This window comes from Stenotrophomonas sp. GW821-FHT09E08, assembly GCF_059416125.1.
The window spans coordinates 117,105-139,757 of the sequence record NZ_JBWKOO010000003.1 but is presented as its reverse complement, the minus strand read 5'-3'; the positions used below and the strand labels follow the sequence as shown (position 1 = coordinate 139,757).

Annotated in this window: 20 protein-coding genes; 8 read left to right on the top strand and 12 right to left on the bottom strand. The window is 66.9% G+C overall.

Features of this window, described 5'->3' with window-relative positions; all coding sequences use genetic code 11:
* Positions 1-4: 4 nt before the first annotated feature.
* On the top strand, positions 5-523 hold the full coding sequence (locus AC07M7_RS05320) for a hypothetical protein (protein ID WP_136638238.1): 519 nt from the start codon (positions 5-7) through the stop codon (positions 521-523).
* A gap of 46 nt (positions 524-569) precedes the next feature.
* Here AC07M7_RS05320 and AC07M7_RS05315 read toward each other — a convergent pair whose 3' ends face one another.
* The 6 genes from AC07M7_RS05315 to hutI all read right to left on the bottom strand — a co-directional run bounded on the left by AC07M7_RS05315 (position 570) and on the right by hutI (position 9,736).
* Positions 570-2,681: a TonB-dependent receptor family protein gene (locus AC07M7_RS05315; RefSeq protein ID WP_495206901.1), complete on the bottom strand. Its 2,112-nt coding sequence runs from the start codon at positions 2,679-2,681 to the stop codon at positions 570-572.
* Positions 2,682-2,873: 192 nt separating this feature from the next.
* Positions 2,874-4,310, bottom strand: coding sequence for a serine hydrolase (locus AC07M7_RS05310; protein WP_495206900.1), 1,437 nt, complete (start codon positions 4,308-4,310; stop codon positions 2,874-2,876).
* Between the two features lie 149 nt (positions 4,311-4,459).
* Positions 4,460-6,127: a urocanate hydratase gene (hutU, locus tag AC07M7_RS05305; protein WP_478473638.1), complete on the bottom strand. Its 1,668-nt coding sequence runs from the start codon at positions 6,125-6,127 to the stop codon at positions 4,460-4,462.
* On the bottom strand, positions 6,124-6,978 hold the full coding sequence (gene hutG, locus AC07M7_RS05300) for an N-formylglutamate deformylase (RefSeq protein ID WP_428709322.1): 855 nt from the start codon (positions 6,976-6,978) through the stop codon (positions 6,124-6,126). Before hutG ends, hutU begins: the two co-directional genes overlap by 4 nt.
* Positions 6,975-8,516, bottom strand: coding sequence for a histidine ammonia-lyase (gene hutH, locus AC07M7_RS05295; protein WP_495206899.1), 1,542 nt, complete (start codon positions 8,514-8,516; stop codon positions 6,975-6,977). The genes hutG and hutH overlap by 4 nt, the downstream gene beginning before the upstream one ends.
* Positions 8,513-9,736, bottom strand: coding sequence for an imidazolonepropionase (gene hutI, locus AC07M7_RS05290; RefSeq protein WP_495206898.1), 1,224 nt, complete (start codon positions 9,734-9,736; stop codon positions 8,513-8,515). Before hutI ends, hutH begins: the two co-directional genes overlap by 4 nt.
* Before the next feature lie 67 nt (positions 9,737-9,803).
* Here hutI and AC07M7_RS05285 point away from each other — a divergent pair, with 67 nt between their 5' ends.
* Positions 9,804-11,174 (top strand): formimidoylglutamate deiminase, encoded by a 1,371-nt coding sequence (locus AC07M7_RS05285; RefSeq protein WP_495206897.1) that lies wholly within the window; start codon positions 9,804-9,806, stop codon positions 11,172-11,174.
* Between the two features lie 28 nt (positions 11,175-11,202).
* A complete protein-coding gene (gene hutC, locus AC07M7_RS05280) occupies positions 11,203-11,931 on the top strand; it encodes a histidine utilization transcriptional repressor HutC (protein ID WP_253078537.1) in 729 nt (242 codons plus the stop codon).
* A gap of 157 nt (positions 11,932-12,088) precedes the next feature.
* On the opposite strand, the gene AC07M7_RS05275 is transcribed toward hutC, so the two are convergent.
* The 3 genes from AC07M7_RS05275 to AC07M7_RS05265 form a co-directional block, all read right to left on the bottom strand.
* Positions 12,089-13,093, bottom strand: coding sequence for a restriction endonuclease (locus AC07M7_RS05275; RefSeq protein WP_495206896.1), 1,005 nt, complete (start codon positions 13,091-13,093; stop codon positions 12,089-12,091).
* A 236-nt stretch (positions 13,094-13,329) separates the two neighbouring features.
* Positions 13,330-13,821, bottom strand: a complete 492-nt coding sequence (locus tag AC07M7_RS05270) for a phasin family protein (protein WP_495206895.1) — start codon at positions 13,819-13,821, stop codon at positions 13,330-13,332.
* Between the two features lie 80 nt (positions 13,822-13,901).
* Positions 13,902-14,177, bottom strand: coding sequence for a polyhydroxyalkanoic acid system family protein (locus AC07M7_RS05265; RefSeq protein ID WP_005410185.1), 276 nt, complete (start codon positions 14,175-14,177; stop codon positions 13,902-13,904).
* Positions 14,178-14,302: 125 nt separating this feature from the next.
* On the opposite strand from AC07M7_RS05265, the gene AC07M7_RS05260 reads away from it, so the two are divergent.
* From AC07M7_RS05260 to aroA, 4 genes are all read left to right on the top strand, one after another.
* Positions 14,303-15,109: an FHA domain-containing protein gene (locus AC07M7_RS05260; RefSeq protein ID WP_495206894.1), complete on the top strand. Its 807-nt coding sequence runs from the start codon at positions 14,303-14,305 to the stop codon at positions 15,107-15,109.
* Between the two features lie 253 nt (positions 15,110-15,362).
* Complete coding sequence (serC, locus tag AC07M7_RS05255; protein WP_337302680.1) at positions 15,363-16,448, top strand: 3-phosphoserine/phosphohydroxythreonine transaminase; 1,086 nt, start codon at positions 15,363-15,365, stop codon at positions 16,446-16,448.
* A gap of 51 nt (positions 16,449-16,499) precedes the next feature.
* On the top strand, positions 16,500-17,699 hold the full coding sequence (gene pheA / locus AC07M7_RS05250) for a prephenate dehydratase (protein ID WP_006376055.1): 1,200 nt from the start codon (positions 16,500-16,502) through the stop codon (positions 17,697-17,699).
* Between the two features lie 79 nt (positions 17,700-17,778).
* A complete protein-coding gene (aroA, locus tag AC07M7_RS05245; RefSeq protein WP_495206893.1) occupies positions 17,779-19,086 on the top strand; it encodes a 3-phosphoshikimate 1-carboxyvinyltransferase in 1,308 nt (435 codons plus the stop codon).
* Positions 19,087-19,298: 212 nt separating this feature from the next.
* Here aroA and AC07M7_RS05240 read toward each other — a convergent pair whose 3' ends face one another.
* Together AC07M7_RS05240 and AC07M7_RS05235 are read right to left on the bottom strand one after the other, a co-directional pair.
* Positions 19,299-19,871 carry an energy transducer TonB gene (locus AC07M7_RS05240; RefSeq protein WP_046987515.1) on the bottom strand — a complete coding sequence of 191 codons (573 nt, stop codon included), beginning with the start codon at positions 19,869-19,871 and terminating at the stop codon, positions 19,299-19,301.
* A gap of 119 nt (positions 19,872-19,990) precedes the next feature.
* Positions 19,991-20,629, bottom strand: a complete 639-nt coding sequence (locus tag AC07M7_RS05235; protein WP_136638230.1) for an energy transducer TonB — start codon at positions 20,627-20,629, stop codon at positions 19,991-19,993.
* A 113-nt stretch (positions 20,630-20,742) separates the two neighbouring features.
* Here AC07M7_RS05235 and serS point away from each other — a divergent pair, with 113 nt between their 5' ends.
* A complete protein-coding gene (gene serS / locus AC07M7_RS05230; RefSeq protein ID WP_253078531.1) occupies positions 20,743-22,023 on the top strand; it encodes a serine--tRNA ligase in 1,281 nt (426 codons plus the stop codon).
* Between the two features lie 105 nt (positions 22,024-22,128).
* Here serS and AC07M7_RS05225 read toward each other — a convergent pair whose 3' ends face one another.
* The gene (locus AC07M7_RS05225; protein ID WP_495206892.1) at positions 22,129-22,479 is read right to left on the bottom strand and encodes an SH3 domain-containing protein; all 351 of its coding nucleotides are present in this window, start codon (positions 22,477-22,479) and stop codon (positions 22,129-22,131) included.
* Between the last annotated feature and the right edge of the window lie 174 nt (positions 22,480-22,653).

The following is a 22,653-nucleotide window of genomic DNA, read 5'->3' as shown; positions in this document are numbered from 1 at the left end:
GCGCATGGATGTCGCTGCACGCAGGAACAGGACGTTGTTTCGTTGGATCATGGCGACGCTGCTGGCGGTACTGATGCCGTTTGCAGCACTGGCGCAGCCCGCAGCCGGGCAGGCCGATACCGCCGAAGCCGCTACTGCCGCGGAAGAGGCGCAATGCCGCGCCTGCACTTATGAGCGTATTGGGCCCAAGGTCGACATCGGCCTGGTGGCCCTGATTTCGCTGCTGGTGGTGGGCCTGCTGGTGGCGGTATCCCGCGAATGGGGCACCACCTCGCAACGATGGACCTGCCGCACGCTGGCCCTGTTGCTGGTGGGTGTCGGTGTGGCGTTGCTGTGGTGGGCTGGCAGCGTCGTCTACCTGGGCTACAACCCGTGGCAGGAAATGGCCGCCCCCGTCGATGGCTCGCTCACATCGACACTGCTCACTACCTCACCGAAGTGGTTGGCGGCGATGGTGCTGATCGGCTTCGCGCCTTCCATCTGGAAACGCAGCGAGCGCCTGCCGGCGTGGCGCATCAGCTGACATTGAAACGGCGGCGCTGGATCACACCCGGCGCCGCCTGCGGTCATCAGTCAAAGCGCAAACGCACACCAGCGTAGATGCCACGGCCTTCGCCCGGCGTCGAGCGGGCAATATCCTTGCCGGCATCGTTGTAGCCTGGCGTGACCGTGGCGGCGTAGTGGCGGTTGCCGATGTTGCGCATCTCCGCCCAGGCCTGCCAGCGACCGCCGGGTGCGTCGTAGCCGATGCGGCTGCCGAAGATCACATGGCTGTCAGCCCAGTAGCTGTTGGCGTAGTCCACCGCGATGCGCGACGCGTATTCGGTATTGAGTGCAGCGTACAGGCCGGATGCGTGATCGAAGCGCAGCTCGGCCTGATAGGCGTGGCGCGGCAGGCCTGGCAGGCGGTTGCTGCCGAAACGCGCATCGTGGCGATAGCGGAAGTCGCTGAAGGTGTACGCCTGGCGCAGCGACACGCGGCCCGGTGCAGCCTGCCACAGCGTGCTGTCCAGCCCCGCTTCGATGCCGCGGTGCACGGTGGGGCTGGCGTTGTTCTCGGCGATGAACAGGTTCGGCACCGGTTGCAGTTCGACGCTCAGCAGTTCGTGGTTTACGTGCGCGTAGTAGCCGGTCAGTTCCCAGCGACCCAGCGCCGCGTCACCGCGCGCGCCCAGTTCCAGCGTGGTGGCGGTCTGGTTCTGCATCGGCACCGGCGTGCGCTGGCGTCCGGTGGACGGGCCATTGCCCGGCCCGAAGTACTGGTTCGAGCCCCAGATCATCGACCACGGGTGCGGTGCTTCCACCGAGCGGCTTAGGTTGCCGAACCACTGGGTCTGGGCGCTGTGCTGCCAGGTGAAGCCCAGTCGTGGCGCATAGTCCCAGTCGTGGTCGCGCAGGCGGCCGCCGCTGCTCGGCCAGGTCACCTGCACATCGCGACGGGTGTTGATCAGTGCCAGCCCGGTCTGCATGCGCAGGCGGTCATTGAAGGTGAGGATATTGCCGACGTGCAGCGTGCTGTCGGTGCCGTGGTGGCGGAAGTCACGCGTGCGCGTGCCGGCGGCATAGCCGTTGCTGGCAAAACGCAGCGACTCGCGCACATCGGCATCCAGGTCATGGGTGACGCGCAGGCCGACCGTGGTTTCGCTGTCCAGGCCGAACAGCCGGTGCCGGTGGCGGTAGTCCAGCGTGGCGTTGAGGTTGGCGTAGTCCAGCTGCTGGCGGTACAGGCTCTCGTTCAAGTCCATCGGGTACTTGTGATAGACCAGTCCCGCCTGCAGCGAAGAATCCTCATCGATCTGCAGCGTGGTGACGTTGCCCACCCACGTGCTGCCGGGCTGCGGGCGACGGGCATCGATGGCCAGGTTGGCCGCATTCGCGGCACGTGGGTCGTTGCGGATCTGATCGCGGGTCAGGCGACCGGGCGTTTCGTGATTGGTCTCGCGGTAGCGCACGAAGAAGCGCGTCTGCAGATCGGGCGTGATCTGCCAGCCGATGTTGGCCATCGCGCCCTTGCCGTCGCCGCGCGCATGGCGCTGATAACCATCGAACTCGGTATCGGTGTAGGCCAGGAAGTAATCGACATCACCTTTGACGCCGCCCCAGCTGATGCCGCGCTTCTGGTAGCCACGGCTGCCGGCTTCGTAGTGCAGCTGCACGCCGGCCGAATCACGGCCGCTGCGGCTGACGTAGTCGATGGCACCGCCCAGCGCCAACGCGCCGCGCTCGAAGCCGTTGGCGCCGCGCAGGACTTCCACACGCGACAGCCACAGCGGTTCCAGCAGCTCATAGGGCGTACCACCCGGGCCGGTCAGCGGCAGACCGTCGATCGACACAGCGATGCCCGAGGCGTGCGCACCCGGGCCCCGGTTGATGCCCGAGCCACGGATCGACACCTTGGTGCCTTCGTTGCCCGGCGACTGTGCGCTGATGCCCGGCTGGTAGGCCAGCACATCGGCACTGCTGGACAGTCGGCTGTCGGCCTTGGCGACGTCGATGACGTTGCTGGCGCCGGGTACGCGCTTCAGCGCCTCGCGCGCCTGCGCGCTGGCATCGGCAGCAGCGGTGACCTGCACGGCATCCAGAGTGGTGGCCTGCGGAGCGGCTGCGGCAGTGGAGGTAAGGCCAAGGGAAACGGCCAGGAACAACAGCGACGGGGTGGGACGGTACGACGAGAGCGACATGCGGGAATGCTGTAAACCACGAAAGTGGCGCGCAAGTTAACAGGTCGGGGGCGCCACGTCACCCATCGGCGGCGTATGGGCCATCCGCAGCATCCATGTAGAGCCGAGCCCATGCTCGGCTATCGCGCGCAGGGCGGGTTTCCTTCGCTCGAAGCGAAGAGCAGCCGAGCATTGGACCGGCTCTACAGAAGGTTACGGCGAGGGTTTGGCCAGCGCTTTGGCCTTGGCATACAGCCGGTCAGCCGTTTCCTTCTCACCCAGCGCGGCGTGGCATTCCGCGAGGCTGTCCCACGCATTGGTCGAATTCGGATACAGCTTGGTATTGAGAGCGAACACCTTCACCGCCTTGCGTGCCCCGAGGCTTTCGCGGACCGCGTACGCATCGGCATTGATCGCGCGCTCCAGTTCGCTGGCAGCAACCTTATTGCTGTCGCGCAGCCAGCGATGCACTGCTTCGGCCGCATCGTCACTGTCATCCAGCGCATACGCGATCAGCCGCTCGGACAGCACCGCATGCGGGAACTCCCGCGGTGCGGCGACCGCCATCGTGCTCTCCACCAGCGTGCTCGACCAGACATTGCGTGCGCTGCCGTTGGTCAGGTACACGAACACCCAGTAACCGCTGGCCAGCGAGCCCTTGTAGGCCAGCCGCGCACGTACACGGGTACCGCCATCGTGACCAACCTGGGTGTAGCCGTCGCTGCGGGTGGTGTCCCAACCGGTGGAGAAGAAATTGCTGCCGCCACCGCTCAGTTTCTGCGGCTGCCAGAGTTTTTCCAGGGTCGCCGTGCGCAGCAGCTTGCCGGTCGCCAGCGCCTGCAGGAAACGGTTCATGTCGCCCACGGTGGTCTGCAGGTCGGCATGGCCCCAGCCGTAGTCCGGCCAGGGATCTTCATTGGCCGGCTGCAATGCGCCGTCTTTGCCGATGTACGGCACCGCCGCGCGTTGGGATGGCACGCTGGCGACGCCCCAAGAGGTGCTGGTCATCTTCAATGGCAGCAGGATGCGTTCGCGTGCGATGGCTGGGTAAGGCTTGCGATAGTGTGCTTCCAGCAACGCCGTCAGCACCAGGTAGTTGGCCTGCGTGTACTGCACGCGGCTGCCGGTGGCGAACTGCATCGGCGCCGCCGCAGCCACCTTCAGCGCAGCGGCAAGATCGGGCGCCACACCGGTGTAGCCCTTGCTCACCCAGCGGTTGTCCACCCGGTCGTAGTACTCGGCGATGCCGGAGCTATGGTTGAGGAAATCGCGCACGTGGATCGCCTGCCAGGCTGCGGGCAGGTCAGGCACGTAGCGGCCGGCGGGTGCATCCAGATCCACCTTCCCCTGGTCTACCAGCTGCATCACCAGCGAGCTGGTCAGCAGCTTGGCCATCGACTGCGCGGCGAAGATGGTATCGACGGTGGCGGGTGCATGGGCAGCGGGATCGCGTTCGCCGCTGGCGCCTTGGTAAAGCACCTTGCCGTTGTGTGCGACCAGCACTGCCTGGCCGGCGATACCGTAGCGCCCGCGGTTGCTCTGAAGTTGGGCGTCGAGCTGAGTAGAGAGAGCGATGGGGACGTCACGTGCCGAGGCGGGCAGGGCGATGGCCAGGGCACAGAGCAATGCAGCTGCAAGGGTGCGGTACATCGCGGTGATCCGTCAGCGGTGATGGCGCATGTTGGTCACGGCGGAAGGCCGGGTCAAGGGCACCGATTCCCGCATCAGGGAGAGCCGGCCAGCGGCCGGCACTACCCTGTATTTCCGGTAGTGCCGGCCGCTGGCCGGCAACGCCGCGATCAGCCGAGAATCCCCGGCAGATCCAGTCCCTTTTCCTTCGCGCAGTCGATTGCGATCTCATAGCCCGCGTCAGCATGGCGCATCACGCCGGTGGCCGGGTCGTTCCACAGCACGCGTGCAATGCGCTTGGCCGCCGCTTCAGTGCCATCGCAGACGATCACCATGCCGGCGTGCTGCGAGAAGCCCATACCCACGCCGCCGCCATGGTGCAGTGATACCCACGTCGCGCCACTGGCGGTGTTGAGCAGGGCATTCAGCAGCGGCCAGTCGGAGACCGCATCGGAGCCGTCGGCCATCGCTTCGGTTTCGCGGTTCGGCGAGGCCACGCTGCCACTGTCCAGATGGTCGCGACCGATCACCACTGGCGCTTTCAGTTCACCGTTGGCCACCATCTCGTTGAAGGCCAGGCCCAGTCGATCACGATCGCCCAGACCAACCCAGCAGATGCGCGCGGGCAGGCCCTGGAACTTGATCTTCTCGGCGGCCATGTCCAGCCAGCGGTGCAGGTGCGGGTTGTCCGGAATCAGTTCCTTCACCTTGGCGTCGGTCTTGGCGATGTCTTCCGGATCGCCGCTCAGTGCCGCCCAACGGAACGGGCCGATGCCACGGCAGAACAGCGGGCGGATGTAGGCCGGTACGAAACCGGGGAAGTCGAAGGCATTGGTCACGCCTTCTTCCAGCGCCATCTGCCGCAGGTTGTTGCCGTAGTCCACGGTCGGCACGCCCAGCGCGTGGAAGCCGAGCATGGCGCGGATATGGTTGGCCATCGACGCGCGCGCGGCCTTTTCCACTTCCTTGGGGGCGGAAACGCGCTTCTCATCCCACTGCTCGACCGTCCAGCCCTGCGGCAGGTAGCCGTTCACCGGGTCGTGCGCGGAGGTCTGGTCGGTCAGCAGGTCCGGCTTCACGCCGCGCTTGAGCAGTTCGGCCAGCACGTCGGCCACATTGCCCAGCAATCCCACCGACTTCGGCGTGCCAGCCTTGCACGACTCGTCGATCAGGCGCAGTGCTTCGTCCAGGTTGTCGGTCCAGGTATCCAGGTAGCCGGTACGCAGGCGCATTTCGATGCTGCTCTTGCGGCATTCCACTGCCAGGCAGGAGGCGCCGGCCATCACTGCGGCCAGCGGCTGCGCGCCACCCATGCCACCCAGACCGCCAGTGAACAGCCACTTGCCAGCCAGGCTGCCGTTGTAGTGCTGGCGGCCCATTTCCACGAAGGTCTCGTAGGTGCCCTGCACGATGCCCTGCGCGCCGATGTAGATCCAGCTGCCGGCGGTCATCTGGCCGTACATGGCCAGGCCCTTCTTATCCAGTTCGTTGAAGTGGTCCCAGTTGGCCCAGCGCGGCACCAGGTTGGAATTGGCGATCAGCACGCGCGGCGCATCGGCGTGGGTGCGGAACACGCCCACCGGCTTGCCTGACTGCACCAGCAGGGTCTGGTCATCGTCCAGGCGCTTGAGCGTTTCGACGATGGCATCAAAGCTCTCCCAGTCGCGCGCAGCGCGGCCGATACCGCCGTACACCACCAGTTCCTGCGGGCGCTCGGCCACGTCCGGGTGCAGGTTGTTCATGAGCATGCGCAACGGCGCTTCGGTCAGCCAGCTCTTGGCGTTGAGCGTGGTGCCGGTCGGCGCGGCGATGGTGCGGGACGGGTCGTTGCGGGTCATGCGGCGCTCCGGTTCGTAGCGAATTCAAGGCAGGCGTTGAGCACCTGCGCCAGAGTGTGGCGCAGCGGTGCAGCGTGGTCGGGGTCGAGCGGGGTGGGCCAGCTGTGCTCGTCCACCTGGTCGGGCAGGGGTTCGTGCATGTAGCCACGGCAGGCCAGCTCCATCTGCAGGCTGTGCACACCGCCGGCGATGTTGCTGTAGTGGCGGGTGATCCAGCCACCCTTGAAGCGGCCGTTGCGCACCTGGCTCATGCCACTGATCTTCAGCAGGTTTTCCACTACGTCGCTCAGAGCGTTGTCGCAAGACGTATCCGGAGCACCGGAGGGACCAGCGGTGCCGAGATTGAACTGCGGCAGCTCACCCTCGAACAGGTGCGGGATATGCGAGCGGATCGAGTGCGCGTCGTACACCACCACGGTGCCATGGCGAGCACGCAGGCGCGTAATCTGCGTGGCCAATGCATCGTGGTAGGGCAGGAAATAGGTATCACGACGGCGAGTAATTTCTGCTTCGTCCGGCTCGCGGCCGGCGTGATACAGCGGCTGGTTGTCGAAGGTGGTCAGCGGGCACAGGCCGGTGGTGTTCTGGCCGGGGTACAGCGACACGCCGCTGGGATCGCGGTTGAGATCGATCACCGAACGTGAGATCGCCGAGCGCACCGTGGTCGCGCCCATGCCACGCACGAAGTCGTACAGTTCGTGCACCCACCAGTCGGCATCGCGGCGGGCCAGCCACGGTGAGTGGTAGTCGCCGATCAGGTCGTGCGGCAGTTCGCTGCCGGTATGCGGGAAGCTGACGATCAACGGGGCATCACCTTCGTGCACCGTCAGCCATTCGGGGCGGGCATTCATGCCTGCGGTTCCACGGTTGGCAGAAGCCCGGCCAAGCCCTGCGCCAGCGCGCCGCTGCGCACCAGGTTCGTGGCGGTCACCATGTCCGGATGGAAGTAGCGATCCTCTTCCAACGTCGGCACCTGCGCACGCAGGGTGGCGCGCACGCTTTCCAGCGCGGTGCTGGAGCGCAGCGGCGCGTGGAAGTCGCAGCCCTGCGCAGCGGCCAGCAGTTCGATGCCGATCACGTTGGCCGCGTTCTCGGCCATCTGCATCAGGCGGCGTGCACCGTGCGCGGCCATCGACACGTGGTCTTCCTGGTTGGCCGAGGTCGGAATCGAGTCGACGCTGGCCGGATAGGCGCGCTGTTTGTTCTCCGAGACCAGCGCGGCAGCGGTAACCTGCGGGATCATGAAGCCGGAATTCAGGCCGGGGCGCGGGGTCAGGAACGCAGGCAGGCCCGACAGCGCCGGGTCGACCAGCATCGCCAGGCGGCGCTCGCTGATCGAGCCGATCTCGCATACCGCCATCGCCAGCATGTCGGCGGCGAAGGCCACCGGCTCGGCGTGGAAATTGCCACCGGACAGCGCTTCACCGGTCTCGGTGAATACCAGCGGATTGTCGGAGACGCCGTTGGCTTCGATTTCCAGCGTGGTCGCCGCCTGGCGCAGGATGTCCAGTGCCGCGCCCATCACCTGTGGCTGGCAGCGCAGGCAGTACGGGTCCTGCACGCGCACGTCGTTGTCGCGGTGCGATTCGCGGATGCCCGAGTCCAGCATCAAGCTGCGCAGGGTGGCAGCGGTTGCGATCTGACCGCGCTGCCCACGCAGGGCATGGATGCGCGGATCGAACGGCGTATCCGAGCCCTTCGCGGCTTCCACCGACAGCGCACCGGTGACCAGTGCGGCCTGGAACACGGTCTCGATCTCGAACAGACCGGCCAGCGCATAGGCGGTGGAGAACTGGGTGCCGTTGAGCAGTGCCAAGCCTTCCTTCGCACCCAGCTCGATGGGCTGCAGGCCAGCACGTGACAGTGCATCGATCGCCGGCAGGCGTTCGTCTCCGATGAAGGCTTCGCCCACGCCCAGCATCACGCTGGCCAGGTGCGAGAGCGGCGCCAGATCGCCGGAGGCACCGACCGAGCCCTGTGCGGGCACCACCGGCAGCACGTCCTTGACCAGCATCGCTTCCAGCAACAGCAGGGTCTCCTCGCGGATGCCCGAAGCGCCCTGGGCCAGGCTCACCAGCTTCAGCGCCATCATCAGCCGCACCACGTTGGCCGGCATCGGCTCGCCCACGCCGGCGGCATGCGAGAGCACGATGTTCCGCTGCAGGGTGGCCAGGTCTTCGCGCTCGATGCGCACGCTGGCCAGCTTGCCGAAGCCGGTGTTGATGCCATACACCGGCGCGCCCTTGGCGACGATGGCAGCCACGGTCGCGGCACTGGAACGCACGGCCGGCAGCGCGGTCGGGTCCAGTGCCAGCGATGCGCTGCGATAGACCTGCCGCCACTGGGCGAGGGTGACATGGCCGGGGCGAAGAACCAGGGTGTTGCTCATGTGTTGCTCCAGGAGGCAGGCAGGTCGGGCTGTCCGCGCACCACGCGCGCGTGCAGCGGGTTGAATCCAATGCGATAGACCAGGTCGGCGGGGGCGTCGATGTCCCAGATCGCCAGGTCGCAGTCCATGCCTACAGCCAGGCGGCCGATGCGCTCGCCATGGCCCAGTGCGCGCGCCGCTTCACGGGTGAAGCCGGCGATGCATTCGTCCACGGTCAGGCGGAACAGGGTGGCGCCCATGTTCATGGCCAGCAGCGGGCTGGTCAGCGGCGAGGTGCCCGGGTTGCTGTCGGTGGCCAGCGCCAGCGGCACGCCCGCCGCACGCAGCGCGGTGATCGGCGGCAGGGTGGTATCGCGGGTGAAATAGAAGGCACCGGGCAGCAGCACGGCGACAGTGCCGGCCGCTGCCATCGCGGCGATGCCGGCATCGTCCAGATGTTCGATATGGTCGGCCGAGAGTGCGCCGAAGCTGGCGGCCAGTTCGGCGCCATGCTGGTTGCTCAGCTGCTCGGCGTGGATCTTGATCGCCAGTCCGTGCGCGCGTGCGGCTTCGAAAACCTGCCGTGCCTGCGCCGGTGAGAACGCGATGTTCTCGCAGAACACATCCACCGCTTCGGCCAGGCCTTCGGCGGCGATGGCCGGGATCATCTCGTTGCACACCTCGTCGGTGTACTCCTGTGCTTCGCGGCCCGGCGGAATCGCGTGCGCACCGAGGAAGGTGGTCACCACGTTGACCCGGGATTCCTCGCCCAGCGCGCGCGCCACCTGCAGCTGCTTGCGCTCGTCGGGCAGGGTCAGGCCGTAGCCGGACTTGATCTCGAGGGTGGTCACGCCCTCGGCGCGCATCGCCAGCAGGCGCGGCCGGCTTTCGCTGGCCAGCTGTTCCGGCGTGGCGGCGCGGGTGGCGCGCACGGTGGAGACGATGCCGCCGCCGGCGCGGGCGATGTCGGCATAGCTGACGCCCTGCAGGCGCTGCTCGAACTCGTTGGCGCGGTTGCCGGCGTAGACCAGGTGGGTGTGGCAGTCGATCAGGCCGGGCGAAATCCAGCGGCCTTCGCCATCGATGCGGGTAGTCGGCCGCAGCTGGGCATCGCTGCCTGCTGGGCCGACATGGACGATGCGGCCGTCAGCGCAGGCCAGCACGCCATCGCGGATGACACCCAGCCCATCGCCATCGAGGGTGATCAGGTGAACGTTGGACCAGAGGGTATCGACGTGCATGGCATCCACAACGCGGCTGTGCTTATATGTCTATACAATATAGGCGTCCATTTCGGGTTGTCCAGCCATGTCCGATTCGCGTTCCCCGCACAGTTTCCATGCCGCCCACGCCCTGCTGGCCGACGGCTGGACCCGCGATGTCCGCCTGCAGGTGCAGGACGGCCGCATCACGGCGATCCACACGGGGCAGGGCGCGCAGGACGGTGACACCCGCGTCGGCATCCTGGTGCCGGGCCTGCCCAACCTGCACAGCCACGCCTTCCAGCGCGGCATGGCCGGGCTGACCGAGATCGGCGGCGGCGACGGTGACAGTTTCTGGAGCTGGCGCGAGCTGATGTACCGCTTCCTGGCCCACCTGCGCCCGGACGCGGTGCAGGCCATCGCCGCCCAGGCCTACATGGAAATGCTGGAAAGCGGCTTCACCCGCGTCGGCGAGTTCCACTACTTGCACCACGACGCCGATGGCCATCCCTATGCCAACCGCGCCGAGATGAGTGCGCGGATTGCGGCGGCGGCTGATCAGACCGGCATCGGCCTGACCCTGTTGCCGGTGTTCTATGCGCACGCCGATTTCGGCGGTGCAGCCCCCAATCCGGCACAGCGTCGGCTGATCCACGACGTGGACGGCTTCGCGCAGCTGCTGGAAGCCGCGAAGCCGGCACTGACCGCGCTGCCCGACGCGGTGCTCGGCATCGCCCCGCACAGCCTGCGCGCGGTCACCGGCGAAGAACTGAGTGCGTTGCTGCCGCTGACCGACGGCCCGGTGCACATCCATATCGCCGAGCAGGTGCGTGAAGTCGAGGCCTGCCTGGCCTGGAGCGGCCAGCGCCCGGTGCAGTGGCTGTACAACCATGCGCCGGTGGATGCGCGCTGGTGCCTGGTGCATGCCACTCACATCACCGATGACGAGCGCGCGGCCATCGTGGCCAGCCAGGCGGTGGCCGGCCTGTGCCCGATCACCGAGGCCAACCTGGGTGATGGTCTGTTCCCGATGCAGGCGTTCGCACGCGAGGGCGGGCGCTTCGGTGTCGGCTCCGATTCCAATGTGCTGATCGATGCGGCCGAAGAACTGCGCCTGCTTGAATACGGCCAGCGCCTGACCCTGCGCGGGCGCAATGTGCTGGCACCGGATGCCACCCGCAGCAGCGGCCGGTTCCTGTTTGAAGGCGCACTGCACGGTGGCGCCCAGGCCCTGGGCGTGGCTGCCGGCCTGCAGGTGGGCGCCAGTGCCGATCTGGTCGAACTGGATGCTGAGCACCCCGCGCTGCAGGCGCGTCAGGACGACGCATGGCTTGACAGCTGGGTGTTCGCCGCACGTAATGGCGCGCTGCGATCGGTCTGGCGCCATGGCCGCCAATGCGTGGCCGAGGGCCGCCACCTGCAACGCGAGGCGATCACCACCGCCTTCGCTGCCGCCCTGCGTGGCGTGCTGGGCTGATCGCCTCCCGCCACCGAGACCCCATTACGTGAAGGCCAGCAAGTCCGCCACGCTCAACCAGCGTATCCGCAGCGATCTGGAAAGCCGCATCCTCAGCGGAGAGTGGGCGCCGGGCTTCCGTATTCCGTACGAACACGAGCTGATGGAGCAGTACGGCTGCTCGCGGATGACGGTGAACAAGGTGCTGACCGCGCTGGCCGAGAGCGGCATGATCGAGCGCCGCCGCCGCGCCGGTTCGTTCGTGGCGCGGCAGCCGCCGCACCTGGAGCAGGTGGCGCTGGAGATTCCGGATATCGCGATGGAAGTGGGTTCGCGTGGCCACCAGTACGGCTACCACCTGCTGCAGCGCGAGTTGCGCTTGGCCGATGCCGGCAATGTTGGCGAAGTGGAGCTGGCCGGCAGCGAACAGCTGCTGGCGATGCGCTGCCTGCATCTGGCCGATGGCCGGCCGCTGGCACTGGAGCACCGGCTGATCAGTCCGATGGGTGTGCCAGAGGTGCTGGACGTCGATTTCAACACTACCGCGCCGGGTAGCTGGCTGTTGCAGAACGTGTCGTGGACCCGCGCCCAGCACCGCATCAGCGCCTGGGGCGCGGACACCGCCACCGCCAAGCTGCTGGACGTGAAGCCCGGCACCGCCTGTCTGGTGATCGAGCGCCTTACCTGGCGCGGCGAACAGCCGATCACCCGTGTGCGCCAGGTGTTCCTCGGGGATGCCTGGGACCTGGTTGCGCGCTTCGCGCCTGGGGCGCGCTAGGGTCGACCCCGCTCGCGCATCTCGCAGCATTGGGCTGAACAGGCGCCATGTAGAGCCGAGCCAATGCTCGGCTGCTGTTCGCGCGATGCGATTGAGTCGAGCGTGGCTCGACTCCACAAGGGCGTCCACGCATGGCGTTGATCTACGGACACCCCAATCAATACGTGGCGCACTGCCGCCAGCGTACGGGCTCATCCACGCCGGGGCGGGCGTTGAGCTGGATGCGCACGTTGCGCAGGGCGGGGTAGTGCAGCACTTCCTCGCAGACCCGCGGCCACACCGCGTCCAGCTCGCCGGTGCGGTTGATCGCCAGCGTCTGCCGGGTCAGCCAGACACCGCTGGCAATACCGGGCTTGCCGGCCAAGGCACGGGACAGATCGGCCTGGAAGCGCTCCAGCGTGGCGGCATCCGGGTTGGGGTTGCTGCGCGCGTCGGTAGAGGACGTGGCCGGTGCAGGCGCAGCGGCCGGTGGCCTGGTAGCGGGGGCCGGTTCGGGCGCCGCTTCAACCTTAGGCGCAACGGGCGCGGGGGCGACCGGCACCTCCGCAACGAGCGGGGCGTCCTGCACATGCAGGCCCTGCAGGCTCAGTCCCACCAGCAGGCCCAGCGTCACCGAACCCAATGCGGCAATGGCAATGCGACGCAGCGCCTCATGACGGGCACTGGCACGCACACGGGCTTCGATATCAACCGGCAGATAGGGCTGCAGCAGCGGCCACAGACGCGGGCCGTCCAGCACCTCGACCGCCTGCTTCTCGGCGGCGCTGCGGCCGTCGCGTTCCATCTGGCCTTCGGTCAGCAGCACACCGCCGCGGGCGCCGGCCAGGCGGGCCGCCGCACCCAGTTCGTTCACTGCGGCGGTGCCGATGCGATAGGCCAGGCCGTGCTTGCACGAGACCAGCCAACTGTTGGGGCCGTCGCTCAGCAGGAAATCACTGCTGGGTTCGCGTGACTCCTCGGCGGGGTCGTTCAGTTCTCGCAGGCCGCGCTGCTCGCGCAGCATGCATTTGACCAGTACGGAGAACTCGCGCCAATGCATGCCGGCCAGGGCCTGCAGGCCCAGTTGCATCTCCTTTTGTCGCCGCTTGATCCACCACAGATAGACAACGGCCAGGGAACAGGTAAGCAGGGCCGACAGCAGGGCCAGGATCCAAGGGAGCATGCAGGAGGTGCGCGGAAGGGGCGAATGCGGAGAACGACAGTGTAAAGGTCGCACCGTGCCGCTGGGTCAGGAGGATCCTGACAGGAAGCGTGATGGAACGCGCAGATCGGCGTAGAGCGGGCACGAAAAACCCGCCAATCCTGAAGCCGTGAGGGGAGGGAACAAACGGCAGCCGAAGCGATTGGCGGGTTGCTCGCGATTGTCGATCAAATTTTATTGCATTGCAACAATCGCCGTCAGGGCACGCTGCCGGGCGATTGATGGCTGCCCGGCGCCGGTGCATCGATGTCTGAGGCGGCGCGGTTTTCCAGCTTGGCCAAGCGTGCCTGCAACGCGTCGATGCGGGCCTCCAGCGCGGTCACTTCGTCGGCGGTGGGGACATGCAGGCGCTTGAGCACGCCCTGCACCTGGTCATCGAAGGCCTTCTCGACCTTGGTCCACGTGCCGGAGGCCCTTTCGCGAGCCTCGTCCAGCGACGATTCGACGTTGTCACGCCAACCCGGAGGCTGTTCGCCATTGCGTTCACGGCGGCGAGCCTCCCAGGCTTCGCCTTCCTTGACCAGGCCATCGAAGAATCGGCCGCCTTCGGCCTGGGCGCGGCCCAGGGCACCTAGGCCGGCCAGCCATACCTGTTGTGCCGAGTCACTCAACTTGCGCGAGAAGCGCTCAGCCTGGTCACCGAAAGAGGCGTCGTCGTCGCGGCGGTCGTCATTTTCGTAGCGGTTCATCGCACTTCCCGTGGGAGTTGGGCCTGGCCCGAGAGTAGCGCGTGACGGCGTTGCACCGTCGTGACGGTCGCCGCCGGGGTTCAGCCCAGCTTTTCCTTCAGCACGCGCTGGATCTCGCCTTCGACCATGCCTTTCATCGCCGACAGCAGGAAGCCCAGCTTGGCGGTCACGCGCACGGCGCCCGGTTGCAGTTCGATCGCGCCGTCCACACCGCTGCCGGAAAAGTTCAGCACGTCGGCGGCCCAGGACGACTTCAGGCCGAAGCGCTCGGACAGTTTGGCGGCAACCTGTTCGATCGCAGCGCGCGCCTGTGCGTCGGGCAGGGCGTGGGCGTGGCGGACATCGATGGTGGACATGCAGGCTCCTGGCGCAAAGCGGGGATGATCAATGAGGGCGAGCATTGTGCGCATCGAGGGCCTTCGCGCCAAGCGCTCATCGTGGGTTCTTCTTCGGGGGCGACCAACCTGCTAGGCTGCGCCGCGTGCAGAACCTGCTTGTTCACTTCAGCCAACAACAACAGCCCGACCAGCCGCTGCGGCCCGGGGTGCAACGCATCGTGCGCCAGGCAAACGGCAGCGTGCGGCTGGGCGATGCCGGCAACGGTGCCCTGCTGCTGGCCCAGTTCTGCATGGACGATCGCGGCCTTTGGCTGCAGGTTGGAAACGGCATCCGCGGCATCCATGTGAACGGTCGCCCGGTGCGGCGCATGGCCCTGTTGCGTGCAGGCGATGCGGTGTACGTGGATGGCGTGGAAATGGTCCTGCAGGGCGAGGTCGAGAGCCTGCTGCAGGCGCCCGCGCCCAACAGCGATGGTGTTAACGACGAGCAGCAGCGCCTGCTGCGCGGCGTCGGCGGCCTGCATCATGGCCGCAGCTTCACGTTGTCGCGAACCCGCCTGGTCGGTCGCGGCGGTGACGCCGACATCGAGATCAATGAACCGGCCTTCGCCGAACAGCACGCCCGCGTGGAAGTGCATGGCGAGCGTGTGCTGCTGCGTGACCTGGGCAGTGCCGAGGGCACCCGGGTCAACGGCGTGGCCGTGCGCCACTGCTGGCTGCAGGCCGGTGACCAGGTAGTGTTCGATGGCCAGCACCGCTTCGTGCTGGAAGTGCCACACGACCCGCGGCGGCGCCCGCTGCCGGACGAAGACGAATCCAGTCAGGACACCGAGCAGGCGCCGGTGTTGCCGGCCGCCCCGCGCAAGGTCCGGCGCTGGCCGTGGCTGCTGGTCAGTGCGCTGCTGCTGGCGGCGGTGCTCAGCCTGCTGCTCTGGTTCGGCGCGCGCTGATCCTGCATTCGCCGGGCATGGCCCGGCGCTACCGGGACAGTGTTCATCTCCCCGCTCCTGGTAGGTGCCGACCTTGGTCGGCACGCTCTCTAGGTGGGGATGACGCCTGACGGCGTACGCCGACCAAGGTCGGCGACTACCGGCGCCATGCTGGCCGTCAATGGATTCCAATGAAACCAAATTTCCCTTGCCGCACAAGGCCGCAAGGCTGGTGCACTGCGGCATACTAGGGGTCTTGCCCCACAGGTGTGACATGACGCGCGCGTTCAACTTCAGTGCCGGCCCTGCAACCTTGCCGGAATCGGTCCTGCGCCAGGCGCAGGCGGAAATGCTGGACTGGCACGGTAGCGGTGCCTCCATCGTCGAAATGAGCCATCGCGGCGCGGAATTCATGTCCGTGGCCGCCGAAGCCGAGGCCGACCTGCGGCGCCTGCTCGACATCCCCGAAGACTATGCGGTGCTGTTCCTGTCCGGTGGTGCCACCACCCAGCAGGCGCTGATCCCGCTCAACTTCGCCGCCCCCGGTCAGCGGGCCGACTATGTGGTCAGTGGCCACTGGGGCAAGACCGCAGTCAAGCAGGCCGGCGTCTATGTCGACGTCAATATTGCCGCCAGCAGCGAGGCCAACGGTTACCGCACGCTGCCGCCGCGCGCCGACTGGCAGCTCTCGCCTGATGCCGCTTACGTGCACCTCACCGCCAACGAGACCATCCACGGCGTCGAGTTCCGTGATGTGCCCGATACCGGCGACGTGCCGCTGGTGGCCGACTTCAGCTCGTCCATCGCCAGTGAGCCGTTGGACGTGCGCCGCTATGGCGTGATCTACGCCGGAGCGCAGAAGAACCTCGGCCCGGTCGGCATCGCGGTGATGATCATCCGCCGCGATCTGCTGGAGCGCAGCGGCCAGCCGCGGGCGGACATCTTCGATTACCGCTCGCACGTTGCCCGCGATTCGATGCTCAACACGCCTCCCACCTGGAACTGGTACCTGGCCGGCCTGGTGTTCAAGTGGATGCTGGCCGAAGGTGGCGTGGCCGAGTTCGCCAAGCGCAACGCCGCCAAGGCCGCGTTGGTGTACGGAGCCATCGACGGTTCCGGTGGCTTCTACCGCAACGAGGTCGCGCATGCGGCACGTTCGCGGATGAACATCCCGTTCTTCCTGCCCGATGCCGAGCTCGATGCCCGCTTCGTCGCCGAAGCCAAGGCCGCTGGCCTGCTGGCGCTGAAGGGACACAAGGTGGTCGGGGGCATCCGCGCCTCGCTGTACAACGCCATGCCGCTGGCCGGGGCCGAGGCGCTGGTCGCCTTCATGGCCGATTTCCAGCAGCGTCACGGCTGAGCAATGAACGGCGCGCACCGTTGGGTGCGGGCCCCGTAACAAGGAACTCCGATGGCAAGCAGCAAATCCAGCAAGAAGGCGCCGAAGAAGGCCGAACCGGCCAAGGACAGCGCGTCCACCAAGGCGAAGAGCAAGGCCAAGGCCGCCTCGAATCCGGCGCCCACCCTGGCGCCGCTGGCGCTGGCCGATGTGCGCTCGAAGATCGACCAGATCGACCGCGACATCCAGAACCTGATCGCCGAGCGCGCACGCTTTGCCCACCAGGTCGGCAAGGCCAAGGGCAAGCTCGCCGCCGCCGTCGACTACTACCGCCCCGAGCGCGAAGCGCAGGTGCTGCGCATGGTGGTGGACCGCAACGAAGGCCCGCTCAGCGATGAGCTGCTGGTGCATGTCTACCGCGAGATCATGTCGGCCTGCCTGGCCCAGCAGGAGCCGCTGAAGATCGGCTACCTTGGCCCGGAAGGCACCTTCAGCCAGCAGGCCGTGCTCAAGCACTTCGGCCGCTCGGCGCTGGGCCTGCCGATGGCCAGCATCGAAGAAGTGTTCCAGGAAGTGGAAGCGGGCAACGCCGATTTCGGCGTGGTGCCGGTGGAGAATTCCGGGCAGGGCACCATCCAGATCACCCTGGACATGTTCCTGACCTCCAACCTGAAGATCTGTGGCGAAGTGGAACTGCGCGTGCAGCAGTACCTGATGTCGCGCAGCGGCCGCATCGAGGACATCGAGCGCATCTACGCGCACCCGCAGTCGTTCATGCAGACCTCGGCCTGGCTGCGCGCCAACCTGCCGAAGGCCGAGAAGATTCCGGTCTCGAGCAATGCCGAAGGTGCGCGTCGTGCGCGCAATGCCGACGACGCGGCGGCCATCGGTGGCGAGAGCGCCGGCCACGTATATGGCCTGAAGAAGGTGGTCACCAAGCCGATCCAGAACGATGCCGACAACACCACCCGCTTCCTGGTAGTGGGCCGCAACATCTTCCCGACCTCCGGCCACGATCGCACCTCGGTGCTGGTGTTCATCCATGACAAGCCCGGTGCGCTGTTCGACGTGCTCAGCCCGTTCGCCCGCCATGGCATCAGCATGAACCGCATCGAGTCGCGCCCGTCGCACCACGGCAAGTGGGAATACGGCTTCTTCATCGACCTGGCTGGCCACATCGACGACGCGCCGATGCAGGCCGCTCTGGCCGAACTGGAAGCGCACTCGGCGCAGATCAAGGTGCTCGGCTCCTATCCGGTGGCCGTGCCCTGATTGCTGCTGCTGCGGTGGCTGCGGCTGCCGCTCCCTGATGCATCGCCGGTGCTGCCGGCGTTTACGGAACGATCGAACGATGAGCAACGCGCAACACTGGATTGCCCGCAAGGGCCAGCCGCTGCAGGGCAGCCTGACCATTCCCGGCGACAAGTCGGTCTCGCACCGCTCGGTGATGTTCGCCGCGCTGGCCGATGGCACCTCGCATATCGAGGGTTTCCTGGAAGGCGAAGATACTCGCGCCACTTCGCGCATCTTCAGCCAGCTGGGCGTGCGCATAGAGACCCCAAGCCCGTCGCAGCGCATCGTGCACGGCGTCGGTATCGACGGCCTGAAAGCACCGGATGCACCGCTGGACTGTGGCAACGCCGGTACCGGCATGCGCCTGCTGGCCGGCCTGCTGGCGGGCCAGCCATTTGACTGCACGCTGATCGGTGATGAATCGCTGTCCGGGCGCCCGATGCGCCGCGTCACCGGCCCGCTGTCGCAGATGGGCGCGAAGATCGACACCGCAGAAGACGGCACGCCGCCGCTGCACGTGCATGGCGGGCAATCGCTGCACGGCATCGACTTCGCCTCGCCGGTGGCCAGCGCGCAGATCAAGTCGGCGGTGCTGCTGGCCGGCCTGTATGCGCAGGGCGAAACCAGCGTGGTGGAGCCGCATCCGACCCGCGACTACACCGAGCGCATGCTCTCTGCATTCGGGGTGGAGATCGAATTCTCGCCGGGCAAGGCTCGCCTGCGTGGCGGGCAGCGCCTGCGTGCCACCGACATCGTGGTGCCCGCCGATTTCTCCTCGGCCGCGTTCTATCTGGTGGCTGCCAGCATCATTCCCGGCTCCGAACTGCGCCTGAAGCAGGTCGGCCTGAATCCGCGTCGCACCGGTTTGCTGCACGCGCTGCGCTTGATGGGGGCGGACATCACCGAAGAGAACCTGGCCGAGCAGGGCGGTGAGCCGGTGGCAGACCTGGTGGTGCGCTACGCGCCGCTGAAGGGTGCGCGCATTCCGGAGGAGTTGGTGCCGGACATGATCGACGAGTTCCCGGCGCTGTTCGTGGCCGCTGCGGCCGCCGAAGGGCAGACCGTGGTGAGTGGTGCTGCCGAACTGCGAGTGAAGGAATCCGATCGTCTTGCCGCAATGGCGACTGGCCTACGCGCTCTGGGCATGCAGGTGGACGAAACTGAAGATGGCGCAACCCTGCACGGCGGTGTACGCCTGGGTAGTGGCACCATCGAAAGTCATGGCGACCATCGCATCGCCATGGCGTTTGCCATTGCCGGCCAGATCAGTGACGGCGAAGTGCGCATCAACGACATCGCCAACGTCGCCACCTCCTTCCCGGATTTCGACGGACTGGCGCGCGGGGCCGGGTTCAATCTAGGCTGAGCGGTACCGAATCCGCCGGGCCATGCCCGGCGGATTGCGCGCCCCGGTAGCTGCCGACCTTGGTCGGCACGCTTCCATCACCCGGTGGGTGCCAACCCTGGTTGGCACGCTCACATCGCCCGGTAGGTGCCAACCTTGGTTGGCAGACGTCTCCGCATAAAAGGACGGAGGCCGAAGCCTCCGTCGAAACATCACGAACCCCTCGTCCGCGATCAACGCTGCTCGGTACGGAAATCCACCGGAACCCGCACCACGCTTGCTACGGCACGGCCTTCATGCATTGCCGGCTGGAACTTCCAGTTCTGCACGGTGTTGAGCACCGCACGATCCAGGTCACGGCTGCGCTCGCCGCTGCGCGAGACGATCGCAGCGTTGGCGACATTGCCGCGGGTATCGACATTCAGGCTTGCGATCACGCTGCCCTGCACGCCACTGCGCAGTGCGGCAGCGGGGTAGGTAGGCATGCGATTGCTGGCCAGCGGGCGTGCTTCACGATTACGCACCACTGGCGCAGCCTTGCGCTGGCTTGAGGCCGGGGCGGCCTGGCGCGTTGCAGGTGCCGCTGCATCGATCGCCGCAGCCTGCTCAGGGGCCGGCAAAATGCGCTCACCGACCGGTGCCGGCGCCACATCTTCCTGGTTGGAGTAACGCAACCAGAGCAGGGCGGCAGCAAACATCGCCACGATCAGCGCAATCCACATCCAGGGCGAGGTGGGCGTGTGCTGTGCGCTGGAATCCTGCGGCAGATGCGGCGAGTGGAGGTTCTCGTGGGTGGTGGCAGTCATCGCAAACTCCTTCCGTCACTTGGCGACGTGGGAAGTGTTGCCCGAGCCACGGACGAGGAGTGTCAGCGTTGCGTCAACGCCACCGGCAGGGTTCAGTTTGCCTGCCGGAAAGCGTTCAGTTACTGCGTCTTGAAGTCGAACGGCACCTCAATGCTGCCCGGTACGGCCTGGCCGTTGCTCTGTGCCGGAGTGAAGCGCCAGCGCCGCACGGCGTCGGTGGCGGCACGGTCGAGCTCGCGTGAGCCGCTGCGCTGGATCAGCGTGGTGTTGTTCGGGTAGCCGGTGGCATCTACGTCCACGCGCACCACCACGGTACCTGTCTCGCCGGCACGCAGGGCGGCGGCAGGGTAGGAGGGAGGCGGCGACTGGCCGGCAATCGGCATCGGCTGGCTGTTGCCGGTCGCGGCCGGCGCCGCGCCCGGGGCGGCCGGGGCCGGCTCGGCGATCGGGGCGGGCGGCGGCGGAGCGGTTTCGACCAGCTTCGGCGCTTCTTCCTCCACCGGTGCCGGCTTGGCGTCAGGCATGTCGCTGGAACCGGCCGCAGCGGCCAACGGTTCCGGCAGGGGCTCGACCTGGGCGGTTTCCTGCGGGGTCTGCGCGGCCGGGTCGGCGCGGAAGAACTCCTTGTCACGACCGGTCAACCAGACCAGCACGAACAGCAGCACGCCCACACCGAAGGCGATGCCGGCGATCTTCAGGGCGTTGCGCGGGATATGCACAGTGAACGACTTGGCGGGCGACGAGCGAGGTGCAGACATGGACCAGACCAGTACGGAATGGCTCGATTCTGCCACGGCGGGAATGAACCGGGCGGCAGAAATCCGTATAACAGGCGATAATCCCGTTCCTGATACCCACCACGACACCTGCCATGCTTGATCCAGCCCTGCTCCGCCACCAGCCCGCCGACCTCGCCGAACGCCTGCGCACCAGCCGCGGCTTCGAGCTCGACGTGTCTGCCCTGGAGTCCCTGGAGGCAGATCGCAAGCGCATCCAGGTGCGGACCCAGGAGCTGCAGAGCCTGCGTAACAGCCGTTCCAAGGCCATCGGCCAGGCCAAGGCCAAGGGCGAGGACGTCTCGGCCATCATGGCTGAGGTCGCCGCGTTCGCCGACGAGCTGAAGGCTTCGGAAGTGGCGCTGGACGAGCTGCGCGAGAAGATCGACGCCATCTCGATGGGTATCCCGAACCTTCCGGCTGATGACGTGCCGGCCGGTGCCGACGAGAACGACAACGTCGAGCAGTCGCGCTGGGGCACCCCGCGCCAGTTCGACTTCAAGGTGCTGGACCACGTTGAGCTGGGCGCACGCAACGGTTGGCTGGACGGCGAAACCGCGGCCAAACTGTCCGGTTCGCGCTTCACCGTGCTGCGCGGCCCGATCGCGCGCCTGCACCGTGCCCTGGCCCAGTTCATGGTCGACCTGCACACCGGTGAGCACGGCTACGAGGAAACCAACGTACCGCTGCTGGTCAATGCCGATTCGCTGCGCGGCACCAGCCAGCTGCCGAAGTTCGAGGACGATCTGTTCAAGACCGCCGTGGGCGACTCTACGCGCTACCTGATCCCGACCTCGGAAGTGCCGCTGACCAACATCGTGCGCGACGAGATCGTCGATGCCGAACGCCTGCCGCTGCGCATGACCGCCCATTCGATGTGCTTCCGTGCCGAGGCTGGCAGCGGTGGTCGCGACGTGCGCGGCATGATCCGCCAGCACCAGTTCGAGAAGGTCGAGCTGGTTTCGATCAGCCGCCCGGAAGACAGCGACGCCGAACACCAGCGCATGACCCGCTGCGCCGAAGTGGTGCTGGAGAAACTGGGCCTGCCGTACCGCAAGGTGCTGCTGTGCACCGGCGACATGGGCTTCTCGGCCATCAAGACCTACGATCTGGAGGTCTGGCTGCCGTCGCAGGAGACCTACCGCGAGATCTCCTCGTGCTCGAACTGTGGTGACTTCCAGGCCCGCCGCATGCAGGCCCGCTGGCGCAACCCCGCCACGGGCAAGCCGGAACTGGCGCACACGCTGAACGGCTCGGGCGTGGCCGTGGGCCGCGCGATGATCGCGGTGATGGAGAATTACCAGAACGCCGACGGCAGCATCACCGTGCCGGAGGCCCTGCGCCCGTACATGGGTGGCCTGGAAACCATCGGCTGATTCCCTGATCGGGTGGGTGCCATGCTTGCATGGCACCGTATCCACGCATGGCGTGGATCTACAATGCGGGCTACATCCTCGCCATGCGTGGATGAACCACCGCGATCACTCCACGGCGCGCACCTTCTCCAACGGCACCCATCCGGGTTCGCCCGTCTCCGGCACGCACCACGCCCAGCCATTGAGCGTGTGTTGCCCGCGCAGCATCTGCCCTGGATCCACATCCAGTTCGCGCGCACAGTAGTCCACCGTGGCAAACGCGCCACCCTGCGCATCGCGGCCGATCACCGGCGCCGGCATGAATCCGGGCTGCTGGCCCTCGGCTTCGCACAGGAACCAGTCTTCCCAGCCCTCCGGGCCCTCATAACGTTCGCCGACCACCAGTGCCTGGCCACGGCGCAGGGTGATCGGGTGCGGAAATTCGCTGCGATGTGCAGTGGTCACGATGTAGTCCATGAACCACTGTACCGCTTCCGCCGGGCATGGCCCGGCGCTACCAGAGCCGGCCGGACCATGCCGGCACCTGCACGGGCAGCGCCGGGCCATGCCCGGCGGGCAAGAATCGGCATGCAAAAAAAGCGGCCCCGCAATGCGGGGCCGCCAGGGTGGGCCGGGATGGGGGAGGGGATC

What these genes read in the sequence shown, in the direction of transcription:
- hutU (WP_478473638.1), bottom strand. Translation starts at nt 6,127, where the DNA reads ATGACCCGCAACGACCCGTCCCGCACCATCGCCGCGCCGACCGGCACC.
- AC07M7_RS05240 (WP_046987515.1), bottom strand. Translation starts at nt 19,871, where the DNA reads ATGACTGCCACCACCCACGAGAACCTCCACTCGCCGCATCTGCCGCAG.
- AC07M7_RS05235 (WP_136638230.1), bottom strand. Translation starts at nt 20,629, where the DNA reads ATGTCTGCACCTCGCTCGTCGCCCGCCAAGTCGTTCACTGTGCATATC.
- AC07M7_RS05310 (WP_495206900.1), bottom strand. Translation starts at nt 4,310, where the DNA reads ATGTACCGCACCCTTGCAGCTGCATTGCTCTGTGCCCTGGCCATCGCC.
- AC07M7_RS05225 (WP_495206892.1), bottom strand. Translation starts at nt 22,479, where the DNA reads ATGGACTACATCGTGACCACTGCACATCGCAGCGAATTTCCGCACCCG.
- hutI (WP_495206898.1), bottom strand. Translation starts at nt 9,736, where the DNA reads ATGCACGTCGATACCCTCTGGTCCAACGTTCACCTGATCACCCTCGAT.
- serC (WP_337302680.1), top strand. Translation starts at nt 15,363, where the DNA reads ATGACGCGCGCGTTCAACTTCAGTGCCGGCCCTGCAACCTTGCCGGAA.
- hutG (WP_428709322.1), bottom strand. Translation starts at nt 6,978, where the DNA reads ATGAATGCCCGCCCCGAATGGCTGACGGTGCACGAAGGTGATGCCCCG.
- AC07M7_RS05285 (WP_495206897.1), top strand. Translation starts at nt 9,804, where the DNA reads ATGTCCGATTCGCGTTCCCCGCACAGTTTCCATGCCGCCCACGCCCTG.
- AC07M7_RS05275 (WP_495206896.1), bottom strand. Translation starts at nt 13,093, where the DNA reads ATGCTCCCTTGGATCCTGGCCCTGCTGTCGGCCCTGCTTACCTGTTCC.
- hutH (WP_495206899.1), bottom strand. Translation starts at nt 8,516, where the DNA reads ATGAGCAACACCCTGGTTCTTCGCCCCGGCCATGTCACCCTCGCCCAG.
- AC07M7_RS05315 (WP_495206901.1), bottom strand. Translation starts at nt 2,681, where the DNA reads ATGTCGCTCTCGTCGTACCGTCCCACCCCGTCGCTGTTGTTCCTGGCC.
- AC07M7_RS05320 (WP_136638238.1), top strand. Translation starts at nt 5, where the DNA reads ATGGATGTCGCTGCACGCAGGAACAGGACGTTGTTTCGTTGGATCATG.
- AC07M7_RS05265 (WP_005410185.1), bottom strand. Translation starts at nt 14,177, where the DNA reads ATGTCCACCATCGATGTCCGCCACGCCCACGCCCTGCCCGACGCACAG.
- pheA (WP_006376055.1), top strand. Translation starts at nt 16,500, where the DNA reads ATGGCAAGCAGCAAATCCAGCAAGAAGGCGCCGAAGAAGGCCGAACCG.
- serS (WP_253078531.1), top strand. Translation starts at nt 20,743, where the DNA reads ATGCTTGATCCAGCCCTGCTCCGCCACCAGCCCGCCGACCTCGCCGAA.
- AC07M7_RS05270 (WP_495206895.1), bottom strand. Translation starts at nt 13,821, where the DNA reads ATGAACCGCTACGAAAATGACGACCGCCGCGACGACGACGCCTCTTTC.
- aroA (WP_495206893.1), top strand. Translation starts at nt 17,779, where the DNA reads ATGAGCAACGCGCAACACTGGATTGCCCGCAAGGGCCAGCCGCTGCAG.